Origin of the sequence: Curtobacterium sp. VKM Ac-1376 (assembly GCF_015351025.1) — a bacterium.
Classification (GTDB): Bacteria; Actinomycetota; Actinomycetes; order Actinomycetales; family Microbacteriaceae; genus Curtobacterium.
Genome location: NZ_JADKRV010000005.1, coordinates 1 through 21845, shown reverse-complemented (window position 1 = coordinate 21845; position 21845 = coordinate 1). Strand labels below are relative to the sequence as shown.

Sequence of the window (21845 nt, the reverse complement as noted above, 5' to 3'; positions counted from 1 at the left end):
GGGCCGGCGGTCCGTCACGTCGTGACTCGGTCGGCGGGCGGCGGGGTCTCCACCAGGAGCTGCGCGATGACGCTCGGCGCGCTCACGCCGTCGAACTCGGCCTCGGCGTCGAGCACCAGGCGGTGTGCGAGGACCGGCACCGCGAGTGCCTTGACGTCGTCCGGGGTGACGTAGTGCCGACCGGACAGGGCAGCGAGGACGCGTGCGGCCCGGATCAGGCCCATCGCGCCACGGACGCTGACGCCGAGGCGGACCTCGCTGGCGGAACGGGTGGCGTCGACCAGACGAGCGACGTAGTCGGCGATCACGGCGTCGACGTGCACCGTCCGGGCCAGGGCGGCCATCTCGGTGATCGTCGCGGCGGGCACGACGCTCGCCAGCGGCACCGAAGCCGACGGGGCCGACGAGGTCTCGAGGATCTTCACCGTGGCGGCGTGGTCCGGGTACCCGATGGAGGTCTTCATGAGGAAGCGGTCGAGCTGTGCCTCGGGCAGTCGGTACGTGCCGGCCTGCTCGATCGGGTTCTGCGTCGCGATGACCATGAACGGCGCGGCGAGACGGTGGTTGACGCCGTCGACCGTGATCGCGGACTCCTCCATCGCCTCGAGCAGGGCGGACTGGGTCTTCGGGCTCGCGCGGTTGATCTCGTCGGCGAGCACGATGTTCGCGAAGACTGGGCCGCGGTGGAAGTCGAACTCCTGGGTGCGCTGGTCGTAGACGCTGATGCCGGTGATGTCGCCGGGCAGCAGGTCGGGCGTGAACTGGATGCGGTTCGTCGACCCCTGGACGCTCTGCGCCATCGCACGCGCCAGGCTCGTCTTGCCCGTGCCGGGGACGTCCTCGAGCAACAGGTGGCCCTCGCTGAGCATCGCCGTCACCGCCAGGCGGATCACGAACGTCTTCCCGAGGAGCACCTGCTCGACGTTGGTCACGATGCGGCCGGCGACGTCGGCGAACCAGGTGGCCTGCTCCGGGGTCATGCTCATGCGGTGTGGTCCTTCGGTCGTGGCGGGAGGGGCGGCGTCGGGCGGGCCTGGGTCAGCCGGCTGGCGCCGGTTCCGGGTCGGGTTGCTCCGGCGCGGGGTCCGGCACGGGCGCTGCCTCGATCGTGGCGCTCGGCGGGTTCGGGTCCTCGTGCCCGTCGACGATCGCCGCGACGTAGACGTACCGGGTGAGGGGTGAGTCTTCGACGGTCGGCAGCGCTTCCGGCGCGTAGACCGTGCCCTGACCGCAGAGCTGGTAGTAGCGCGAGCCACAGAACACGACGCGGTAGCCGGAGGGCTGGAGCCCCGCGTTCTGCGGAGCAGAAGCCACGGTCACCTGGGCACCGGCGGTCATCGACTCGGGGAGCGAGGCCCGGGTCTGCACCGGGCGGAGTCCGCCGACGGTGGTCCCGTCACCACAGAAGTTCGCGGTGTCGTCCGCACAGGCGACCACGGTCACGCTCACCGTCGAGCCGAATGCGGCGCCGGTGACCCACGACCCGTTCCCGCCGAACGACACGAAGCCACCGCCGTTGACGGAGTACGCGAAGTGGTCGATCGACCCGTTCGGGCTCGGCTGTGCGCGCGGGTCGCGGATCCGGATGGCGTAGGTGCCGTCGTCGTCGCTCAACCGTTCGATGCCGATGTCCGCCGACGCCGTACCCGGAGCGGCGTACCCCTGCACGGAAGCCGCTCGGCTCGGGGTGCAGAACAGGCCGTTGTCGGCCAGCGCGACGTACTGGAAGTTGCCGTTGGAGTTCAGCGTGTCGGTGGCGCTGCTGCCGTCCCACTTCTTGTCGGACCCGTTGGTGGAGCACCCGCTCGGGATGTTCACACCGGGCGGGTAGCGCACGATGGTGAGCGTCCGGCCTCCCCCGGCCCAGTCGCTCTCGGTGGCGCTCAGTGCCACCGTCGTGCGCCCCGGCGACGCGTCGCGTGACGCGTTCAGGGTCGGCACAGCCGGCGTGCCGACCGCAGCACCGGTCGCGGAACCGGAGTTCCACTGCACCACGGTGGCGTTCCGATCGGCATCGTTCCGCGCCGAGACGGTGACCCTGTACTGAGCGGCGCTCTGGGCACCGGTGAACGAGGTGTTCGTGGCGGTGCCGGTGTTCCGGGTGGTGGACAGCCCGGGGCCCTCGATGCTGACGATGTAGTCGTCGACCGCACTGCCGTTGTTCGGCGCGGCGACCTTGTTCCACCGCACGTCGAGCTGGTTCGGCGTGGACTTGCTCGGCGTGACGGTGATGCCCTTCGGCGGTGCCGGCACGAAGTCGGCGCTCATCGGGCCGGAACGCGCCGAGGGCTTCGAGTCACCGATGGCGTTGGTGGCCACCACCTGGAACCGGTAGGACGCCGTGGGGTCGAGCCCCGTGATCGTGCACACCGTCGCGGTGCCGCAGTTCTTCGAGACGCCGTTGGTCCCCACGACGCGGTACCCGGTGATCGGGGAGTTGTTGCCCTGCGGCGTCGGCCACGTGAGCGTCACCTGTCCGCCGTCGTACGAGCCCGTCCGGGTCGGCGCACCGGGAGCGTCCGGGACGTCCTGGACGGAGATCGTCACGTCGCCCCAGACGTACCGGTCCGGGTCGTTCGTGGCGTCGGCGACCTGGTACTGCAGGTGGGCGTCGCCGGGCTTCGCGCCGTCCGCCACACGGACCTGCAGGCGCGACCGGTCGCCGCTGGGTGTCACGGTGACGCCGCTCGGCAGGCCCCCGGAGAGGCCACGGATGTTCACGACGCGCAGTCGCTCACCCGGGAACGGGTTCGTCGGCTGGTCGTTGGTGAGGACGTCGATGGTGGTCGTCGCCCCGCGCTTCGTGACCGACCGGTCCGCGCCCGGCTGGACGACGGGTCTGGTGGACGCGACGACGCCCACGGTGACCGTGCCGGCGCGACCTGCGTTGGCCTCGTCCGCGACACCGATCCCGATCGACGCCGAGGTGTTCTTCTTCGCGGTGTCGGCGACGGTGATCGTCAGCTGCTGCTTCGCGATCGTGGCGGTGGTCCCCGCGGCGGGGCGCCCGACGACCGAGTACCGCAGCTCGGGCAGGTCCTTCGGGTACGGGTAGTCGGTGAGCTTCGTCAGGTCGATCTTGCGCGTCTCGCCCGGCTGCATCTCGACCGACGACCCCGTGAACGCCGGCGGCTGGTTGGACCGGGGCGTCACGGTGATGGGGAGCACGAGCGTGGCGACGCGTCCCTCGCCACCGTTCGCCGCCGAACCGTCGGTGACCTCGAACGAGATGGAGGCCTTGCCGTAGTAGAGCTTCGAGGAGGTGAACTGCAGCGTCGACGAGTCCACCACCAGGCTCCGCCCGTTGGCGTGGGTGGCCTTGACCGTGCCGCGGTCGGTGATCTTCGCGGTCTCGCCGTTGGCCGTGACGACGAAGTCCTCGAGCGGGATCCGGACCGTCGCCTCGCTCTTCACCGTGACGGCCCCGGCGCTGCGGTTGATCTGCGGCAGCGCGTCGTCGAACCCGGGCACGTTGACGAAGCCGTAGGAGACGATGTCCGGATGGTCGACGCGGGCGACCGAGAACGGGATCACCTGGGACTCGTCTGTCAGGCGGACCGTGATCCGGCCGTCGTCGGTGGTCCGTGCGGTGTCGCCGTAGCCGGGGACGACACCGACCCGCAGGTCCGCGGCGGTGCCCTCGGCGAAGAAGACGTTGTCGAGCACGTCGACCGTCACGCTCTGCCGGTGCAGGATGTCCTGCAGGTCGAGCGTGGTGTCGTCGACCTCCGGTCGGAGCGGCTGGGCGTCCTCGTCGACGGTGACGGTGAGGAACGCGGTGCTCGATCCCCCGCTGGTGTTCGCCACCGTGTAGAGCACGGCGAAGTCACCCGTCTTCGCGGACTTCGGCGGGGTCACCCGGATCTGCTGCTTCCGCAGGATCTTCGCGGTGACGTCCTCGGCCGTGGGCTCGGCCCGCGAGACGGTGAGCTGCCCGCCCTCCGGGTCGGAGTCGTTCTGCAGCACGCGGACGGTCACCGAGCCATCGGGACGGATCGTGACGTGGTCGGCCTCGGCCACGGGGTTGGACGCCTGCTCGGCGCGGGGCGCGATGCCGACACGGATCGTCCCGGTCGCGCGGGCACCGAGGGCGTCCACCACCGTGTAGGTGAACTCGTCCGTCCCGGCTGAGTAGTCACCGGCCTCGTAGGTCAGCGCATCGCCCGCGACGTCCGTCACGGAGCCCTTGTCGGGGTTCGACCCGACACCGACCAGCTGCACGGAGTCGCCGTCCGGGTCGATGCTGTTCAGGGGCACGACCACGCGCACCGAGGAGCCGGCGACGACGCGCGCGGTGACCGTCTGCGGGACGGGCGGGTTGTTCGTGGCGGCGTCCCGCTCCCGCACGGAGATCGACACGGCCGCATCGGCGTACTGTCCGTCGGGCCCCGCGACGCGGTAGACCGCGGTGTAGTTGCCCGGGGTCTTCGGCGCGAGGTAGCGCAGGTGGTCGCCGGAGACGAACAGCAGTCCGCCGTCGCCGGGCACGTTCTGCACCAGCTCCGGCTGCAGCGTCAGCGGCTCGCCCTCGGGCTGGGTGTCGTTGTCGAGCACGTCGATGTTCGCGACGTCCCCGACGCGCACGGTGGTGGTGTCGGGCTGCGCGACCGGCGGCTGGATGCGATCGGGCTCGGGGATCTCGACCACCGTGATGGTGCCGGGGGACGATGCCAAGCCGTTGGTCTCGGTGTACCCGAACGACACCGGGCGGTCGAGCGGTGCCGTCAGGGTGACGCGGACCGTGTGCTGGTCGAGGATGTTCGCCTGCACCCCGCTGCCGCGCACAGGTCCGTCGAGCGCGGTGACGAGGAGCACCCCACCCGCGGGGTCGATGTCGGTCGCCGTGACGTCGGTGTCCTTCGTCGACAGGGTGTTGACGAACACCGTCTTGGGCGTGGTGATCGGCGCCGTGGAGGCGTCCGGCGGAGCGAGGACGGTCACCCGGACCGTCCCACTGGAGGTCTTGACGCCGTCGGTGACCGTGTACTCGAGCTGGTGGTCCCCAGCGCGCTCACCCTGCACCCGGAACGTACCGGCGTCGTAGCTCGGCGTGACGGTCAGGCCGGACGGCGACGACACGCTCGTCAGGGTCACCGTGCCGTTGCCACCGCGGACGTGGTCGAGCGGCTCGACCGTGAAGGCCTTGCCGGCGTAACCCGAGACCGGGAACGGGTCGGCGCGGAGCGGCACGGCGCCCTGCTCCGCCACCCGGACGGTCACCCCGCCCCGGCCTTCGGCACGACCGTCGCTCACGACCAACTGCGCCGAACGCTCCCCTGTCCGTCCGCTGTCCGCGCGGAAGTCGAGGAGCCCGTCCGGTGTGGTCGACACGCGGTCGCCGTTGGACGCCGTCGCCGACTCCAGGTAGACCGGGTCGCCGTCGGGGTCCACCCAGTCGCCGAGCACATTCGTCACCAGGTGCCCGTTCTGGACGACGTCGGCCGAGGTGTCCCGGACCTGCCGTGGGGCGTCGTTCTCGGTGTCCGGGCGCACGGTGATCCGGACCGTCGCGGTGTCGGACCCGCTGTTGCCGTCGGTGATCGTGTACTGGAACGCGACGGTGCCGGTCGCGCGGGACGACAGCGTGACCTGCAACCGCTGGCCGTCACCGACGATCGCGACGCGGCCGGCGGACTTCGAGATGGCGCCGACCTCGCTCACGATGATCGGGTCACCGTTCGGGTCGTAGTCGTTGAGCAGGACCGGGAGGCTCGTCGTGCGTCCCGGACGAGCGCCCAGTTCGTCGTCGACCGCCACGGGCGGCTGTTGGTCCTTGTCGACCTCGGGATCGTCGTCGGAGACCTGTTCCTGCTGCTTCTCGTCGTCCTGCTCGACGAGGTCGGCCCAGTTGTCGATGAGCTGGCCGCTCCGGTCGATGGCCCAGGAGCGTCCGCTCCGCGGATCGTTCGCGACGACGGTCTGGCCGTTGTGCAGGATCTGCAGCTCACTGGTGCCACCGGTGCTCGCGAGCCGCTGGAGCGCGCTGCCGTCACAGGTGTCGATCGCCTGGCCGCCAGCCCACGCCGCGTAGGTGCAGGAGCCGTCGACGTAGGGCCGCGCCGCACGTCCGGAGACCTGCAGCGCAGTGGCGTCCACGGAGCCCGACGCAGTCACCCGGACCAGACCGGCCGTGCCCGCGACGGTGACCTGCGAGGAGGCGTCCGACGAACGCTGCAACGCCGGCGAGGAACCGAGACGGTCGCCGAGCTCGACCGTGTGACCGTCGATCGACAGGACGCCGTCCGTGCGGTCGAGCACGGCGAGGTGACCGTCGAAGGTCGCGACCTGGAAGTCGTCGCCGCGGTCCATGTCGACCTTCCAGCGCTGGTCGACCGTCAGGGTCGCTCCGACGTCGACGAGCGATGCGGTGCCGGTCTTCGCCGAGTACACGGCGACGTGGTCGTCGGAGGCGTCGAACACGGTGTCGGCGCCCAGCGTCAGGTCGGCCTTGGTCGAGGCGTCGAAGTCAGCCAGGTCGCTCGCGGGCGTCGCCCAGAGTTCTCCGGTGTCCTGGTTGCCGATCACCGCGGTGTCGCCGGGGAAGAAGACGTGCGGAGTCCCGGCCGGCAGGGTGACGGCGTCGCCGACGGTGGCGTCGGCGACGTCGACCTCGGCGACCGTGCCCTTCGTCTCGTCGACGCTGTAGACGGTCGAACCTCGCTGCAGCACGGAGAGGTCGTCGCTCGCGGTCTCGACCGCGGTGTTGAGCTGGAGGACGCCGGTGTTCGCGCGGCCGATCGCGCCGTACTCGGTCGAGGGCACCCAGACGGTTCCGTCACCGAGGTCGACGCGCTGCGTGTGGTAGCCGTTCGACACGATCGCCGTGGTCGCGACGACCGCGGCGACGAGCACGGACGCACCCGTCGTGACAGCGGCGGACCGGTGCTTGGCGAGGAAGGCGCGGATCACCCGGCGGCCCCGATCGTGGCACACTTCTCCGCGCTCGCGGCACCGGTCTTGCCGTCGCGGTTCACGGCGACGGCGATGCACTCCTCGTCACCGCGCTGCCCGGAGACGACGAAGGTCGCACCCGTCTGCTGGCTGGAGGAGCCGTTGGAGGAGATGACGTAGGTGTCCCCGCTCCGGAGGCCCGGATCCGTCCAGCTGAACGACACCGACTCGGCGGCGGGCTCGGCACGGACCTCGGCGACGACCGGGATGGCACCGGAACCGAGCCGGCCCAGCACGAGGACGGTCGCGATCGCGAGGGCAGCGACCACCACGACGGCGAGGGAGGTCGCCCAGACGAGTGTTGAACGGGTGCGACGCCGAGCGCGCGTCACGGAGCCGGTCCGGTGCAGCGTTCCGACACTCTCTGACCCGCCCGCCACGACCCCGCCCTGCACGGCACGACGGGTGCGTCGACGTCCACCGACGCGCGTGGGTGGCTGGAGCTCGCGTACCACGGTCTGGTCGCCGTGCGGCGTTGGCGTGGAGATCGCCCAGGGCTCCACCGCGACGTCGGCTGCCGTCTGCGGGATGCCGAGCTCGGCCTCGACCTGCTGGAACCCCCGGACGAGCTCGATCACGGTCGCCGGGCGTGCCTGCGGCTTGCGGGACAGCGCCGTGGCGAGCAGCCGCTCGAGCGAGGGCGGCACGTCGGTCCGGCCGGTGGGCTTCACGCCGCCCTTGTCGATCCGGTGCATCAGGTCGCTCGCGCCGTTCTTGCCCCCGCGGACCTCGAACGGACTGCGTCCGGCGAGCAGGGAGTAGACGGTCGCCGCGAGCGAGTAGACCTCGGACTGGATCGTGCCGCGGGACTCGTCGATCAGGACCTCGGGCGCCGACCAGGGGATGGACATGCCGATCGGCTCGTCCGGGTCGGTGCCCCCGATGGTCGCGGCGATCCCGAAGTCGGAGAGCACCGGGTTGCCGTAGGCCGTGAGCAGGATGTTCGACGGCTTGATGTCGCGGTGCAGCACGCCCTCGCGGTGCGCGGTCTCGAGCGCGGACCCGATGCGGATGCCGATGGACAGCACCTCGGAGACGGGGACGGGTTCGCGGCGGTAGCGCTCGCTCAGTGACGAGGAGCACAGCTCCATCACGAGGTACGGGCGGCCGTCTGCTGCGACGCTCGCCTGGAACACGGTCAGGATCGAGGGGTGTGTGCTCAGGCGGGCCATCAGGTTCGCCTCGGCCTGGAACATCTGCCGGACCCGGTCGTCGACGACCTCGTCGAGGAGCACCTTCACCGCGACCTGGCGGCGGGGCATGTCCTGCTCGTAGAGGAAGACGTCGGCGAACCCGCCGGAGCCGAGGACGTGCACGGGGCTGAAGCCGCCGATCACGGGCGGGTCGGACGGCAGGCGTCGCGCCATGATCCCCTCCTCCCGCGGCCGAGCGGCCAGCTCTCTCGACGTGGCCCTGTCATTGTACGAAGCGTGGGTGACCGTCATTCCGCACCCCGTTCACCACGGAACAGGTGCGCTCCCCCAGTTCAGGGGGTGGTCAGTGGCGAGGCAGCGTGTCCTCGAGGTCGCCGTCGTCCGGTGCTGCGTCCACCTGGAGCACGACCACGGTGACGTTGTCCCGGCCACCGGCGACGACCGCGTCGCCGACCAGGCGGTCCGCGAGTTCCTGAGCTCCCGGCTCCACGGCAGCGATCCGGGCGATTCCGGCGTCACCGAGTTCCTTCGTCAGGCCGTCCGAGCACACGATGTACCGGTCACCGGCCCGCAGCGGGAGGGTCCACCAGTCCGGTGCCGGGGGCTCACCGAAGCCGACCGCACGGGTGATCACGTTGCTGTCCGGGTGCTGTTCGGCGTCCTCGGCCCGCAGGAGTCCCGCGTCCACCATCTCCTGGACGACCGAGTGGTCGACGGTGACGCGGCGGAGCACGCCGTCCTCGATCCGGTACGTGCGCGAGTCCCCGACGTTGAAGACGAGCGCAGCGGGCTGTCCGAGTGATGCGACGAGCGCGATGCCCGTGACGGTGGTGCCAGCACCGATGGCGTTGCCGCCGGCAGCGCGCTCGATGTCGGCGGTCGCGAGCAGCAGCGCGCGCTGGATCCCCTGGCGGGTGGTGAAGGGCTCCGGGGTCACCTGCTCGAGGCGGCGCACCACGGCGTCGCTCGCGCGGTCCCCCGCGAGGTGTCCCCCCATGCCGTCCGCGACGACGAAGAACGGTGCCCCCACGATGTAGCTGTCCTCGTTGTGGTCACGCCGACGACCGACGTCGGTCGCGGCTCCCCACGAGAGCATCAGGGTGGCGCCGTCGGCACCGGGGACGTCGATGGCATGCGCAGTGGCTGCTCGGCCGAGTTCGGTCACGTGTCAGGATCGCTCTCTGGTGGGTCGGGGCGTGCCGTGTGCTGTCTGGTCGGAGGGCCACGGGGGAACCGGAGGGAGCCCCTCTTCCGTCGGTGCGACCCGGAGGTACGGCGAGAGGACCTCGATGGCGTTCCCGTCACCGATCTCGACTACCGTACCCGTCAGCGCGACGATCGCCGCACCCGACGCCATGCGGTACGGCGGTGCACCGGCCGGCCGGACGACCGTCCCGTTCGTTGACCGGAGGTCCTGCACGACGACGGCTTCGCCCTCGGCGTGCAGGTGCACGTGCGACGACGACACCTGTCCGTACACCGACCGCACCGTGACGAGCTCCGGCGCCGGATCGCGCGTGATCCGCGGCAGCGACGGCCGTCGCCCGATGATCACCGGGTGGTCGAGCCGGAAGGTGCGGTCGCCGATCCGGATCGACGGCACACGAGCGGAGGGGGTCGCCGGGACCGGCGGGATGGTGGGGACGGACGGGAGGCCCGGGGCGGCCCCGAGGGGCGTGCTCGGACCGACGGCGGGTCGCGCGGGTGCCCGGACGACGGTGTCCTCCGGCTCGTTGGCGTCGGCTGTTGCGGCCTCGGCCAGGACTCCGTCCGACCCGGACGACCGGCGGACCGGGTGGGTCGCGGGGGTCCGACGCGGCCGGATGATCGTGTCACCGAGGACGTCGTCGGCAGCGGCGGCGTCGAGTGCGTCGGCGTGCTCCGGGGGCTCGTGCGCTGCCGTTCCGGCGCCCGTCCCGCGGATGACGGTGTCTCCGAGGGCGCCGCCCGGGCTGTTGCGCGACAGCGTTCGTCGGGGTCGCCGGATGACGGTGTCCTCGATGTCGTCGTCGCGCAACCGAAGCCCTCCCAGCGTGGTCTCCCCAACCGTAGACGATCGGGTCGGCCCCTCGTCATCGACGCTCCCACGACGGCCCACTGCCCGCCAGGACCGAGCGCAGGACGAGCCCGGCCAGCGGATCATCCGCTCGGGTCTCGAGGGCGTACCGAGCCCGGGTCTCCGCCCGCGCCCACGAGCCGAGCGCCCAGGCACACCACGCGCCGAGTGACAGTGCGCCGGCGGCACCGGATGCACCGTCGAATGAGCCGTCCTGCGATCGCCACACCTGCCATGCCTCGGCGCACCGGTCTCCGGCGACGCGCACGCGCACGCGGTCAGGGGCTGGACCGAAACCGTGCAGTGCGGGTGGCGTCGGGTCGGCGAACGGGTCGAACACGTGGATCGATCGCGGATCGGGCTGGTGACGCGCCGCGATGAAGGGGACCAGGGCCATCCGTGGCGCGAGTGCGCCACAGGCGGTGACGACCGCCGTGGCAGCCCCGCTTCGGAGCGGGGCGCTCCCGGGCGCGACGAGCGCTGCCGCCGCAGCGGGGAGGGTGACCGCCGCCGCGATCTCGCGAGGGAAACGGACTGCGGAGCCGGTTTCGGACTGTGCCGTGAGGGGGATCATGCACGCCATCGAAACGTGGTGCGGACCTCCAGACAGGGGTGCGGCGACCATCTGTGGACCGCCCTCGCCCCGTCCGACCCTGTGGAGGACAGGGCGGCGGGGCAACGATCAGACCGCGACCGGCGCCAGGCTCTCGGCGACGAGGTCCCACCCGCTGTCGCTGCGCTCGACGACCACACCGTGCTCGGCGGCCCAGCCGACGAGGTCGTCCATGGTGTCGATCGCTGCCCCGGTCCGGCCGAGCAAGGCGAGCAGGCGCCCCTTCGCCGTCTTGTTCCAGTGGTTGAGCGCCCGCCGACGGCCGTCGCCGTCGACGCTCACGACGCGTGGCGCGACCGCGTCGGCCACGGGTCCGAGCTGCCGGTACCCCTCCGACCGCAGATCGAGCACGAGGCCGTCGACGCGAGCGCGCAGCGCCTGTGTCGAGACCGCCGGCCAGTGCGACGCGAGACGAACCGTGCCGAGCCGCGAATCGTGCGACAGCCGGTACGCCGGGATCAGGTCACCCGCGCCGATCGGGCCGAACATGGCGGACTGGACGATCACGTGCTCCTCCCACCACGATGTGGTGGAGGCGTCCGCATCCCGTACCGCCAGCGCGTCGTAGAGGACGCCGGTGTACCGCTCGATGGCGGGCAACGTGCCCGAGGTGTCGAGCTCGAGGTTGCGCAGGCGCTCGGTTACCGACTTCGGGCCGAGCTTGAGAGCCGTCCTGGCCGAGGACTCCTCGGAACTGACGAAGCGGGCCGCGGTGATCACCGCGGCCCGCTCATCGGCCAGTTCCGGGAACGAGAGTGCACGCAGATCGAGCGTGCGGCTCGTGTCCCCGCCCTCCCGCTTCGTCTCCGAAGGCGGGAGCAGGACGGTCAGTCCGGTCAGGACGCCAGCGCGGCCTGCCGCGCGACGATCGTCACCGTGTCGTGCTCGACGGACAGGAAGCCGTCCTCGGCGTCGACCGCGACGGTCGACCCATCGGCCCGCGTGATGCGGACCTGACCCTGCGCCAGGATCGCGAGCATCGGCTCGTGTCCGGTGAGGATGCCGATCTGGCCCTCTGTCGTCCGTGCGATGACCATGGTGGTGTCGCCCGACCAGACCTCACGGTCAGCCGAGACGACGCTCACGGTGAGACCCGCCATCTCAGCGGTTCTCCTTCTGGATCTGAGCCCACTTCTCTTCCACGTCGTTGATGCCACCGACGTTGAAGAACGCCTGGGTCGCAACGTGGTCGAACTCGCCGTCGGCGATGGCGCGGAAGGACTCGATGGTGTCCTTGAGCGGCACCGTGGAGCCCTCGACACCGGTGAACTTCTTCGCCATGTAGGTGTTCTGCGAGAGGAACTGCTGGATTCGACGAGCGCGCTCGACCGTGATCTTGTCCTCTTCGGAGAGTTCGTCGACACCGAGGATGGCGATGATCTCCTGCAGTTCCTTGTTCTTCTGGAGGATCTGCTTGACGCGCGTTGCCGTCTCGTAGTGGTCGGCACCCAGGTACCGCGGGTCCATGATGCGCGACGTCGACGCCAGCGGGTCGATCGCGGGGTACAGACCCTGCGACGCGATCTCACGGGAGAGCTCGGTCGTCGCGTCGAGGTGCGCGAACGTGGTGGCCGGAGCCGGGTCGGTGTAGTCGTCAGCCGGCACGTAGATCGCCTGCAGCGAGGTGATCGAGTGACCACGCGTCGACGTGATGCGCTCCTGGAGCACACCCATCTCGTCGGCCAGGTTGGGCTGGTAGCCCACGGCGGACGGCATGCGGCCGAGCAGCGTGGAGACCTCGGAACCGGCCTGCGTGAAGCGGAAGATGTTGTCGATGAAGAGGAGCACGTCCTGCTTCTGGACATCGCGGAAGTACTCCGCCATCGTCAGCGCCGACAGGGCCACGCGCAGACGCGTTCCCGGCGGCTCGTCCATCTGGCCGAACACGAGGGCCGTCTTGTCGAAGACCCCCGCCTCTTCCATCTCACCGATGAGGTCGTTGCCCTCACGGGTGCGCTCACCGACACCGGCGAACACCGAGACACCACCGTGGTCCTGCGCAACGCGCTGGATCATCTCCTGGATGAGGACGGTCTTGCCGACGCCCGCACCACCGAAGAGGCCGATCTTGCCACCCTGCACGTAGGGGGTGAGGAGGTCGATGGACTTGATGCCGGTCTCGAACATCGAGGTCTTGGACTCGAGCTGGTCGAAGGCCGGAGCCTTGCGGTGGATCGGCCAGCGCTCGGTGATCTCGAGCTTCTCGTCCGTGTTGAGCACGTTGCCGAGGACGTCGAAGACCTTGCCCTTGGTGACGTCGCCGACAGGAACCGAGATCGGAGCGCCCGAGTCACGGACCTCCTGGCCACGGACCAGGCCGTCGGTCGGCTTCAGGGAGATGGCACGGACGAGGTCGTCGCCGAGGTGCTGCGCGACCTCGAGGCCGATCTCCTGCGACGAGTCACCGATGGTGATGGTCGTGAACAGGAGGTTGTACATCTCCGGGATTGCGTCGTGGGGGAACTCGATGTCGACGACGGGGCCCGTCACACGGGCGATCCGGCCGACACCGGGCGCCGACGACGTCTCGACCGCGGTGGTTGCGGTGTCGGTCATGGCTGGTGCCTTCCTGAGGGTGGGTATCTGTCCGCGAACGACGCGGACTACTTCTTCTTCGACGAGAGGGCGTCGGCGCCGCCGACGATCTCGGAGATCTGCTGGGTGATCTCCGCCTGACGCGCGTTGTTCGCGAGTCGGGTGAAGTCACGGATCAGCGAGTCGGCGTTGTCGCTGGCCGCCTTCATCGCCTTCTGCCGTGCAGCATGCTCGGAAGCAGCCGACTGCAGCATGGCGTTGAAGATGCGGCTCTCGATGTAGACCGGGAGCAGCGAGTCGAGCACCGCGTCGGCGTCCGGCTCGAACTCGTAGAGCGGCAGGGGCTCGTCGCCCACGGGCTCGTCGACACCGTCGACGACCTCGAGCGGGAGCAGGCGGACGACCTGCGGCTCCTGGGTCGCGAGGCTGATGAACCGGTTGAAGACGATGTGGATCTCGTCCACGCCACCGTCGGCCGTGTCCTGGAGGAACTTCGCCACGACGGCGTCGCCGATCTCCTTGGCCGTCGAGAACTCCGGCTGGTCGGTGTTGCCGACCCACTGCTGCTCCGACGGACGCTCGCGGAACGCGAAGTACCCGACGGACTTGCGGCCGACCAGGTAGTAGACGACGTCCTTGCCCTCGCTGCGGAGCAGGGAGGCGAGCTCCTCGCCCTGCTTGAGGACGTTCGTGCTGAACGCGCCGTTCAGGCCGCGGTCCGAGGTGAAGAGCACGACGGCCGCACGGGTCGACGACTCCGGCTCGGTGGTCAGCACGTGGTCGACGTTCGAGAACGTCGCCACGGCCGACACCGCGCGGGTCACGGCCCGCGAGTACGGACCAGACGCAGCCATGCGGGCCTGCGCCTTCTGGATCCGCGACGCCGAGATCAGCTCCATCGCGCGGGTGACCTTCTTCGTGGTCTTCGCCGACTTGATCCGCTGGCGGTAGACCCGGACCTGCGCTGCCATCTAACGACGACCCTTGACGATCTGCTCCTGGTCGACGTCCTCGGCGACAGCCGCGTCGAACTGCTCGGAGCCGAGGGTCTTGCCGTCGCTCGTCTGGAAGCTCTTCGTGAACTCGTCGATCTGCTTGTCCATCTCGGCGACGGTCTCGTCGCTGAGCTGGTTCGTCTCGCGCAGGGTCGTGAGGACGTCGGAGTTGCGACGCAGGTGGTCGAGCAGCTCGGACTCGAAGCGGAGCACGTCCGGCACCGGGACGGTGTCGAGCTTGCCGTTCGTGCCGGCCCAGATCGAGACCACCTGCTCCTCGACCGGGTACGGCGAGTACTGCGGCTGCTTGAGGAGCTCGGTCAGACGCGCACCGCGCTCCAGCTGACGACGCGACGCCTGGTCGAGGTCGGACGCGAACATCGCGAACGCCTCGAGCGAGCGGTACTGCGCCAGCTCGAGCTTCAGCGTGCCGGAGACCTTCTTGATCGACTTCACCTGGGCGTCACCACCGACACGGGACACCGAGATGCCCACGTCGACTGCCGGACGCTGGTTCGCGTTGAAGAGGTCCGACTGCAGGAAGATCTGGCCGTCGGTGATGGAGATGACGTTGGTCGGGATGTACGCCGAGACGTCGTTCGCCTTGGTCTCGATGATCGGGAGTCCCGTCATCGACCCGGCGCCGAGCTCGTCGGACAGCTTCGCGCAGCGCTCCAGCAGACGGGAGTGCAGGTAGAAGACGTCACCCGGGTAGGCCTCGCGGCCCGGCGGACGACGGAGGAGGAGGGACACGGCACGGTAGGCCTCGGCCTGCTTCGACAGGTCGTCGAAGATGATGAGGACGTGCTTGCCCTGGTACATCCAGTGCTGGCCGATGGCCGAACCGGTGTACGGAGCGAGGTACTTGAAGCCGGCCGGGTCGGATGCGGGAGCGGCGACGATGGTCGTGTACTCCATCGCACCGGCGTCCTCGAGCGCACCCTTGACGGAGGCGATCGTGGAGCCCTTCTGACCGATGGCGACGTAGATGCAGCGGACCTGCTTGTCCTCGTCGCCCGACTCCCAGTTGGCCTTCTGGTTGATGATCGTGTCGATCGCGATGGCCGTCTTGCCGGTCTGGCGGTCGCCGATGATCAGCTGACGCTGACCGCGGCCGACGGGGATCATCGCGTCGATGGCCTTGATGCCGGTCTGCAGCGGCTGGTGGACCGACTTGCGGGCCATGACGCCGGGGGCCTGGAGCTCGAGGGCACGACGGCCCTCGGCTGCGATCTCGCCGAGACCGTCGATGGGGGCGCCGAGCGGGTCGACGACGCGCCCGAGGAAGGCGTCGCCGACGGGGGCGGAGAGGACCTCACCCGTGCGGGTGACCTCCATGCCCTCTTCGATGCCGCCGAACTCGCCGAGCACGATGGCGCCGATCGAGTCTTCGTCGAGGTTCTGGGCGAGGCCGAGCGTGCCGTCCGCGAAGCGGATGAGCTCGTTCGCCATGACGCCGGGGAGACCCTCGACGTGGGCGATGCCGTCACCGGCGTCGGTGACGTGCCCGACCTCGGCCGTGGAGGCCTTCGTCGGCTCGTAGTTCGAGACGAAGTCCTTCAGGGCATCACGGATCTCATCGGGGCTGATGGTGATGTCTGCCATGGGATTTTCCTTGTGGTTTTCCGGGGCCCTTCGGCTCCGAGAGGGTGACGCTGCCGGACTCGGCAGTTCCCGTTGTGGACTTGGGGAGGAGCGGCTTCGACCGTACGCCTAGCCGGCGAGCTGGAGTCGGAGCTCCGAGAGTCGCGTGGACACGGTGCCGTCGATGACGTCGCCGCCGATCTGCACCCGGACCCCGCCGACGACCGTGGGGTCGACGACCTGGTTGATGCTGATGTCCTTGCCGTACCGCTCGGACAGACCGCGCGTGACGCGGGCCGACTGGGCGGCGGTCAGGGGAGTCGCCGTGACGACGGTCGCGACGAGCTTGCCGGCCTGCTCGGCCACGATGCGCGAGGCATCGCGGACGATCTCACCGATGCGGCGGCCGCGGGGCTGCTGCACCAGGGCCGACACGATCGTGATCGTCTGCTGCGATGCCTTGGCACCGAGCAGCCGCTCGACGAGCGCGCCCTTCTGCTCGGCGCTGCCGAGCTTCGTGCCGAGCGCGAGCTCGAGGCCGGCGTCCGAACGGACGGCGGTCTCGAAGGCGAACAGCTCCGACTCGATCGACGAGTCCGGACCTGCGGTGGCGGCGACGGCACGGATGCCCGCGTCCTCGATGCCCGCGAGCAGGTCCTGCTGCGACGACCAGCGCGAGCCGGCCACCGCGGTCAGGACCGCACGCGTCGCGTCCGACTGGCCGGCGAAGACGCGGTCGATGAGGACCTTCTTGCCCACCGGGTCGGCGGTCGGGTCGGACAGCAGCCCGAGCAGCTGCGGCGCACCGGCGATCGCACGCCCGGAGGCGAGGATCTCGGCACCCGCGGCCAGGCCGGCACTCGGACCGAGGTCCGAGAGCACCGCCCTGGTGGACGCGAGTGCTTCTCTGGTAGCGCTGCGCATGCTCAGTGCTCCCCCGTCTTCGTGGCCTGCGAGGCCTCGAGGTCGGCGAGGAAGCGGTCGACCACGGCGGTCGACTTGGCGTCGTCCTTGAGGGACTCACCGATCACACCGGACGCGAGGTCCAGCGCGAGGGTGCCGACCTCGGACCGGAGTGCCTGGACGGCGCTCTGGCGCTCGGCCTCGATCTGCGCCTGGGCGTTGGCCGTGATGCGTGCTGCATCGGCGGCCGCCTGCTCGCGGACCTCGTTGCCGATCGCCGTGGCGTCGGCGCGGGCCTGCTCACGGATGCGCGAAGCCTCGGCACGTGCGTCGGCGAGCTGCTTGTTGTACTCGTCGAGCGCAGCAGCGGCCTGCTCCTGAGCGGCCTCGGCCTTCTTGATGCCGCCCTCGATGGCCTCGGTGCGCTCATCGAGCATCTTCGTGATGCGCGGCGTGACGACACGCCACATCACCAGGAAGATGATGACGAAGGCAACCAGCGACCACACGATGTCGTACACCGGGGGGATCAGCGGATTGTGCGCTTCCTCCGCCGCGATGATGAGTGCATTCTGCATCAAGGAACCTTAGTTGGTGCCGGTGAAGATGAAGTACGTGGCGATACCGATGAAGGCCAGGGCCTCGGTGAAGGCGATACCGATGTACATGAGGGTCGTCAGGCGGCCCTGGAGCTCGGGCTGGCGAGCGACGGACTCGATCGTCTTGCCGACGACGATGCCGACGCCGATGGCCGGGCCGATCGCTGCGAGGCCGTAGCCAACCGTCGCGATGTTGCCGTTGATCTCCGCGAGAACGGTCGTTGCGTCCACGTGTTTTCCTTTCGAGGTGCGGGTCCGACGGTCGCCGGTCCCGTAGGGGGTCAGTGAGGAATCAGTGCTCGTCGGCCAGCGCCAGCTGGATGTAGACGGCGGTGAGGAGCATGAAGACGTAGGCCTGCAGCAGCGCGACGAGGATCTCGAAGAAGCTGAACGCGATGCCGAACGCGATGGTCCCGACGCCGAAGGCCTTGAAGCCGAGCGAAGCGTCGAAGAAGAAGAACTGCGTGGCCGAGAAGAACAGCACGAGGAGCAGGTGCCCCACGACCATGTTCATCAGGAGTCGCAGCGTCAGGGTCACCGGACGGAGCACGAAGGTCGAGACGAGCTCGATCGGCGTCACGATGATGTACAGGTACCACGGCACCCCGGGCGGGAAGAGCGAGTTCCGGAGGAACGTGCCCGGGTGCTTGCGGAGACCGGCGTAGATGAACGCGAGGTACGCGACGATCGCCAGGATCATCGGCATCGCGATGCGGCTGGTGCCGGCGAGGTTCATGCCCGGGATCAGACCGGTCAGGTTCATGAACAGCACGCCGAAGAAGATCGTCGCCAGGAGCGGCAGGAAACGCTTGCCGTCCTTCTCTCCGAGGTTGTCGAAGGTGTTGCGACGGACGACGTCGAACGCGTACTCGATGAACGCCTGACCGCGGTTCGGCACGAGCTTCAGTGCACGGGTGCCCACGAACGCGAACACCAGGAGCACGGCGACGGCGAAGAAGCGGATGAGGACGACCCGATCGATCTCGAACGGCGTCCCTGCCCACAGAAGAGCATCGGGGAAGAACTCGTTGATCGACGGACCATGGAACTCGGCGGCCTTGCTGCTCCCCGCCGCGACGGTGTCAACCGCAGCGGAGAGGGACAGGGGAAGAGCGTGGGATAGCAGCGCTGTCTCCTGTGTCGGCGCGCGCACATCATGGCACGCGATGGTGGACGTTGTGGAGGCTCGTCCGCCCCGAGCAAGAGGCTCCGGTAGCGGACTCCGAGAAGCCTATCAGGTGCGAGAGGCTTCCCGGCTTCTCAGATGCGGGGGGCCCGGTTCCCAGCGTCCGCGGAGTCGTCGTTGCCGTCGCCCGGCAGCCGGACACCGATCGGGATGCGGGCCTTGGCCACGGCGACGACGTCGATGACGAGCGAGCCGACGACCCCCGCGATGATCACGATCGCGAGCACCGGGAAGTCGACCCAGTCGCGGTCCCTGAGCAGGACCAGCAGCACGATGAAGACGATGAACTTGAGCAGCCAGGTGCCCATCACGATGCCGAAGAACGCCCCGGAGATCATCTGCCCCTTCGACACGCGCAGCGCGACGAGGACACTGACGGCGGTGAGGCCCAGGAACACGACGCTCAGCACGGCGCCGAGCAGCCCGCCGACCAGGCCGGGGCCGTCGGCCACGAGGAAGCCGATGAGTCCCCCCACGACGGCCAGGGCGACGGCGAGGACGGCTCCCCACGTGATGATGCGGCGGAACACCGGCCGGACGTGGTCGAGCGCGTTCGGTGCGGTCACGTGATGTCTCCTGGGATCGTGCGGTCGTTGGCGGCCCGGTCGAGCGGGTCGAGGCTGGCGTCCACCACGGCGGCGGAGCGGTTGGCGGTCTGGGCGGCGATCTCGGCGCGCTTCCGGCCGAGGGGCGCGAACGTGGCGACGGCGCACACCGTGAACCCGACGGACACGAACACGACGACCCAGTACCAGTCCACGAAGAGGAACAGCAGGCACCCGACGGCGACGGTCGCGGTCCACGCGTAGAAGATCAGCACGGCGTGGAAGTGCGAGTGCCCCATGTCGAGCAGGCGGTGGTGCAGGTGCTTCCGGTCGGCCGAGAACGGCGACTTCCCCGCACTGAGCCGGCGGGTCACCGCGAGCCCGAAGTCCAGGATCGGCACGATCAGGATCGCGAACGGCAGCAGGATCGGGATGAACGCCGGCAGCAGCGCCTGGCGTGTCTGGACCGCCGCCGGGTCGATGTTGCCCGTGACCGAGACCGCGCTCGTGGCCATCAGGAACCCGACGAGCAGTGCTCCGGCGTCACCCATGAAGAGCTTGGCGGGGTGCCAGTTCAGGATGAGGAAGCCGAAGCAAGCGCCGACCAGCACCGCGGTGAGCAGCGACGGCAGGTTGAAGAAGAACTCGGTCTGCACGACCACGCGGTTGATGAAGAACGTGTAGAGGAAGAACACGCCGCCAGCGATGATGGCGACCCCGGCGACCAGGCCGTCGAGCCCGTCGATGAAGTTCACCGCGTTCATCACGAGCACCACCGCCAGCACCGTGAAGATCAGGCTCATGTACGACGAGCCGACGCCCAGCGTGTTGCCGATGGGCAGCGAGACGATCGCCACGCCCTGCCAGGCGAGGATGCCCGCAGCGATGATCTGCCCCGCGAGTTTCGTCATCCAGTCGAGGTCCCAGATGTCGTCGGCGACGCCCAGCACCACGATGATCGTCGCTCCCCCGAGCACCGCGAGCACCCGCCCCGGTTCGGAGAACACCAGCCGGAAGTAGTCGGTCCCCGCGATGGAGGGGAACAGGAACCACGCCGCGAGCAGCGACACGATCACGCCGATGTACATCGCGATCCCGCCCAGGCGCGGCGTCGGCGTGCGGTGCACGTCCCGCTCACGGACCTGGGGGTACCACTTGTACTTGAGCCCGAGCTTCCAGACCACGACGCTCATGACGAAGCTCACGACCGCGGCGATGGCTCCCGCGAGCAGGTAGTACTTCATGTGACGAGGTCGGCTCCGACGACCCGGATGATCTCCTCGTCGGGGATCACCCCGTGCCGGACGATGCGGAGCTTCCCGCCCTCCGACAGCCCGGTCGCGTCGACGATCGTCGACCCGGTGCTGGCATCGAACCCCTCGTGCGCACCGATCGCGCCACCGTCGAGGTAGATCGCAACGCTGTCGCCGAGCATGCGTTCGGCGTCGTCGACGTCCATGGCGGCGGGGTCGCCGGTCGAGTTGGCCGATGACACCGCGAGCGGTCCCACCTCTTGCAGGAGCTCGAGCGCGATCCGCGAGTCGGGCATGCGCAGGGCGACCGTGCCCCGCGTCTCACCGAGGTCCCAGTCCAGCGACGGCTGGGCGCGCAGGATGACGGTCAGGCCGCCCGGCCAGAACTCGGCCACCAGGTCGCGCACCGGCTGCGGGACCTCGCTGGCGAGGGCGTCGAGCGTGGGCGGACCGGGGATGAGCACGGGCGGCGGCGACTGCCGGGTGCGCCCCTTCGCGTCGAGCAGCCGCTGCACGGCGGTCGCGCTGAAGGCGTCCGCGGCGAGGCCGTAGACGGTGTCGGTGGGGACGACGACGAGTTCTCCGCGTCCGAGGGCGGCACGTGCGAGCCGCATCCCGGTCAGGAGCCCGTCGGAGTCGGTGCAGTCGTATCGGGATGCCATGACTCGACGATGATAGTGCGACACAATGGTGGACATCGTGAACGAGACGCCCGCACCCCCGCTCCTGTTCCTCTTCGACATGGACGACGTCCTGGTCCGCTACGACTGGCAGGTGCGCATGGCCGCACTCTCCGAGTTCACCGGACACCCCTTCGAGGAGCTCCGCCGCCGGTGGTGGGACTGCGGCCATGAGATGCGCGCCGAGGCCGGCGGGTTCGCCGACGGCGACGAGTACCTCGCCGCGTTCGAGCGGGCGATGGAGTGCGACGTCCCCGAGGACACCTGGGCGCGCATCCGCGGTTCGGCCATGACGGAGCTGCCGGAGCGCATCGAGGCGGTCCGGATCGCGAGCGAGCACGGGCGTGTCGGCCTGCTCACGAACAACGGTCCACTGGCCGGCCGGTGGATCCACGAGTGGGCGCCGTCCCTGCCGGGCCTCTTCGGCGAACACCTCGACACGTCGAGCAACTTCGGTGCCAGGAAGCCCGAACCCGAGGTCTTCCAGCGCGCGATCGCCCACCACGGGGTCCCCGCGGAGCGCACCTTCTTCGCCGACGACATGCCCGAGAACATCGCGGGTGCGCGGAGCGTCGGCATCCACGCGGTCCTGGTCGAGCACGAAACCGACCTGCGCGAGCACGTCCGCGCCTTCGTCGCGGCGCAGCAGCAGACGGCGGCTCCGGTCGCGTAGACGCGTCACCGGCCTGGAGGCGCGGCTCGCCCCCGGCTAGCTGTGATGTCCAGGGAGGTTGTTGAGTCTGCTGATGGGTGGGGCTCCGATGGCGGAGTGGGTTCTGTGGTGATTGTAG

General features: G+C 69.7%; 19 protein-coding genes. 1 reads left to right on the top strand and 18 read right to left on the bottom strand.

Annotated features, from left to right (window positions below):
- Nucleotides 1-14 precede the first annotated feature (14 nt).
- The 18 genes from ITJ56_RS08155 to ITJ56_RS08070 all read right to left on the bottom strand — a co-directional run bounded on the left by ITJ56_RS08155 (nt 15) and on the right by ITJ56_RS08070 (nt 21036).
- On the bottom strand, nt 15-986 hold the full coding sequence (locus ITJ56_RS08155) for an AAA family ATPase (RefSeq protein ID WP_194629531.1): 972 nt from the start codon (nt 984-986) through the stop codon (nt 15-17).
- Between the two features lie 52 nt (nt 987-1038).
- Nucleotides 1039-6909, bottom strand: coding sequence for an Ig-like domain-containing protein (locus ITJ56_RS08150; protein WP_194629529.1), 5871 nt, complete (start codon nt 6907-6909; stop codon nt 1039-1041).
- A complete protein-coding gene (locus ITJ56_RS08145; protein WP_194629527.1) occupies nt 6906-8318 on the bottom strand; it encodes a serine/threonine-protein kinase in 1413 nt (470 codons plus the stop codon). Before ITJ56_RS08145 ends, ITJ56_RS08150 begins: the two co-directional genes overlap by 4 nt.
- Before the next feature lie 130 nt (nt 8319-8448).
- On the bottom strand, nt 8449-9270 hold the full coding sequence (locus tag ITJ56_RS08140) for a PP2C family protein-serine/threonine phosphatase (RefSeq protein WP_323749756.1): 822 nt from the start codon (nt 9268-9270) through the stop codon (nt 8449-8451).
- A gap of 3 nt (nt 9271-9273) precedes the next feature.
- Nucleotides 9274-10122: an FHA domain-containing protein gene (locus ITJ56_RS08135; protein WP_194629525.1), complete on the bottom strand. Its 849-nt coding sequence runs from the start codon at nt 10120-10122 to the stop codon at nt 9274-9276.
- Nucleotides 10123-10177: 55 nt separating this feature from the next.
- Complete coding sequence (locus ITJ56_RS08130; RefSeq protein ID WP_194629523.1) at nt 10178-10735, bottom strand: hypothetical protein; 558 nt, start codon at nt 10733-10735, stop codon at nt 10178-10180.
- A 108-nt stretch (nt 10736-10843) separates the two neighbouring features.
- Nucleotides 10844-11596 (bottom strand): YaaA family protein, encoded by a 753-nt coding sequence (locus ITJ56_RS08125; protein ID WP_228517391.1) that lies wholly within the window; start codon nt 11594-11596, stop codon nt 10844-10846.
- Between the two features lie 14 nt (nt 11597-11610).
- Complete coding sequence (locus tag ITJ56_RS08120; RefSeq protein ID WP_194629521.1) at nt 11611-11874, bottom strand: F0F1 ATP synthase subunit epsilon; 264 nt, start codon at nt 11872-11874, stop codon at nt 11611-11613.
- A 1-nt stretch (nt 11875) separates the two neighbouring features.
- Nucleotides 11876-13330: a F0F1 ATP synthase subunit beta gene (atpD, locus tag ITJ56_RS08115; RefSeq protein ID WP_017885744.1), complete on the bottom strand. Its 1455-nt coding sequence runs from the start codon at nt 13328-13330 to the stop codon at nt 11876-11878.
- 47 nt (nt 13331-13377) lie between these two features.
- Nucleotides 13378-14280, bottom strand: a complete 903-nt coding sequence (locus tag ITJ56_RS08110) for a F0F1 ATP synthase subunit gamma (RefSeq protein ID WP_194629519.1) — start codon at nt 14278-14280, stop codon at nt 13378-13380.
- On the bottom strand, nt 14281-15909 hold the full coding sequence (gene atpA, locus ITJ56_RS08105; RefSeq protein ID WP_194629517.1) for a F0F1 ATP synthase subunit alpha: 1629 nt from the start codon (nt 15907-15909) through the stop codon (nt 14281-14283).
- Nucleotides 15910-16017: 108 nt separating this feature from the next.
- A complete protein-coding gene (locus ITJ56_RS08100; RefSeq protein WP_194629515.1) occupies nt 16018-16812 on the bottom strand; it encodes a F0F1 ATP synthase subunit delta in 795 nt (264 codons plus the stop codon).
- Between the two features lie 2 nt (nt 16813-16814).
- Nucleotides 16815-17369 carry a F0F1 ATP synthase subunit B gene (locus tag ITJ56_RS08095; protein ID WP_194629513.1) on the bottom strand — a complete coding sequence of 185 codons (555 nt, stop codon included), beginning with the start codon at nt 17367-17369 and terminating at the stop codon, nt 16815-16817.
- Between the two features lie 9 nt (nt 17370-17378).
- On the bottom strand, nt 17379-17621 hold the full coding sequence (atpE, locus tag ITJ56_RS08090; protein WP_017885749.1) for an ATP synthase F0 subunit C: 243 nt from the start codon (nt 17619-17621) through the stop codon (nt 17379-17381).
- Nucleotides 17622-17682: 61 nt separating this feature from the next.
- A complete protein-coding gene (atpB, locus tag ITJ56_RS08085) occupies nt 17683-18543 on the bottom strand; it encodes a F0F1 ATP synthase subunit A (RefSeq protein WP_323749755.1) in 861 nt (286 codons plus the stop codon).
- Nucleotides 18544-18650: 107 nt separating this feature from the next.
- On the bottom strand, nt 18651-19142 hold the full coding sequence (locus ITJ56_RS08080) for a hypothetical protein (protein ID WP_323749754.1): 492 nt from the start codon (nt 19140-19142) through the stop codon (nt 18651-18653).
- Entirely contained in the window at nt 19139-20365 is a 1227-nt protein-coding gene (locus ITJ56_RS08075) for an MraY family glycosyltransferase (protein ID WP_194629511.1), read from the bottom strand. The genes ITJ56_RS08080 and ITJ56_RS08075 overlap by 4 nt, the downstream gene beginning before the upstream one ends.
- On the bottom strand, nt 20362-21036 hold the full coding sequence (locus tag ITJ56_RS08070; protein WP_194629509.1) for an L-threonylcarbamoyladenylate synthase: 675 nt from the start codon (nt 21034-21036) through the stop codon (nt 20362-20364). The genes ITJ56_RS08075 and ITJ56_RS08070 overlap by 4 nt, the downstream gene beginning before the upstream one ends.
- Nucleotides 21037-21073: 37 nt before the next feature.
- On the opposite strand from ITJ56_RS08070, the gene ITJ56_RS18920 reads away from it, so the two are divergent.
- Nucleotides 21074-21727, top strand: coding sequence for an HAD family hydrolase (locus ITJ56_RS18920; RefSeq protein WP_194629507.1), 654 nt, complete (start codon nt 21074-21076; stop codon nt 21725-21727).
- Nucleotides 21728-21845 lie beyond the last annotated feature (118 nt).

What these genes read in the sequence shown, in the direction of transcription:
- ITJ56_RS08155 (WP_194629531.1), bottom strand. Translation starts at nt 986, where the DNA reads ATGAGCATGACCCCGGAGCAGGCCACCTGGTTCGCCGACGTCGCCGGC.
- atpD (WP_017885744.1), bottom strand. Translation starts at nt 13,330, where the DNA reads ATGACCGACACCGCAACCACCGCGGTCGAGACGTCGTCGGCGCCCGGT.
- ITJ56_RS08075 (WP_194629511.1), bottom strand. Translation starts at nt 20,365, where the DNA reads ATGAAGTACTACCTGCTCGCGGGAGCCATCGCCGCGGTCGTGAGCTTC.
- ITJ56_RS08095 (WP_194629513.1), bottom strand. Translation starts at nt 17,369, where the DNA reads ATGCAGAATGCACTCATCATCGCGGCGGAGGAAGCGCACAATCCGCTG.
- ITJ56_RS08130 (WP_194629523.1), bottom strand. Translation starts at nt 10,735, where the DNA reads ATGATCCCCCTCACGGCACAGTCCGAAACCGGCTCCGCAGTCCGTTTC.
- ITJ56_RS08110 (WP_194629519.1), bottom strand. Translation starts at nt 14,280, where the DNA reads ATGGCAGCGCAGGTCCGGGTCTACCGCCAGCGGATCAAGTCGGCGAAG.
- atpA (WP_194629517.1), bottom strand. Translation starts at nt 15,909, where the DNA reads ATGGCAGACATCACCATCAGCCCCGATGAGATCCGTGATGCCCTGAAG.
- ITJ56_RS08100 (WP_194629515.1), bottom strand. Translation starts at nt 16,812, where the DNA reads ATGCGCAGCGCTACCAGAGAAGCACTCGCGTCCACCAGGGCGGTGCTC.
- ITJ56_RS08145 (WP_194629527.1), bottom strand. Translation starts at nt 8,318, where the DNA reads ATGGCGCGACGCCTGCCGTCCGACCCGCCCGTGATCGGCGGCTTCAGC.
- ITJ56_RS08120 (WP_194629521.1), bottom strand. Translation starts at nt 11,874, where the DNA reads ATGGCGGGTCTCACCGTGAGCGTCGTCTCGGCTGACCGTGAGGTCTGG.
- ITJ56_RS08070 (WP_194629509.1), bottom strand. Translation starts at nt 21,036, where the DNA reads ATGGCATCCCGATACGACTGCACCGACTCCGACGGGCTCCTGACCGGG.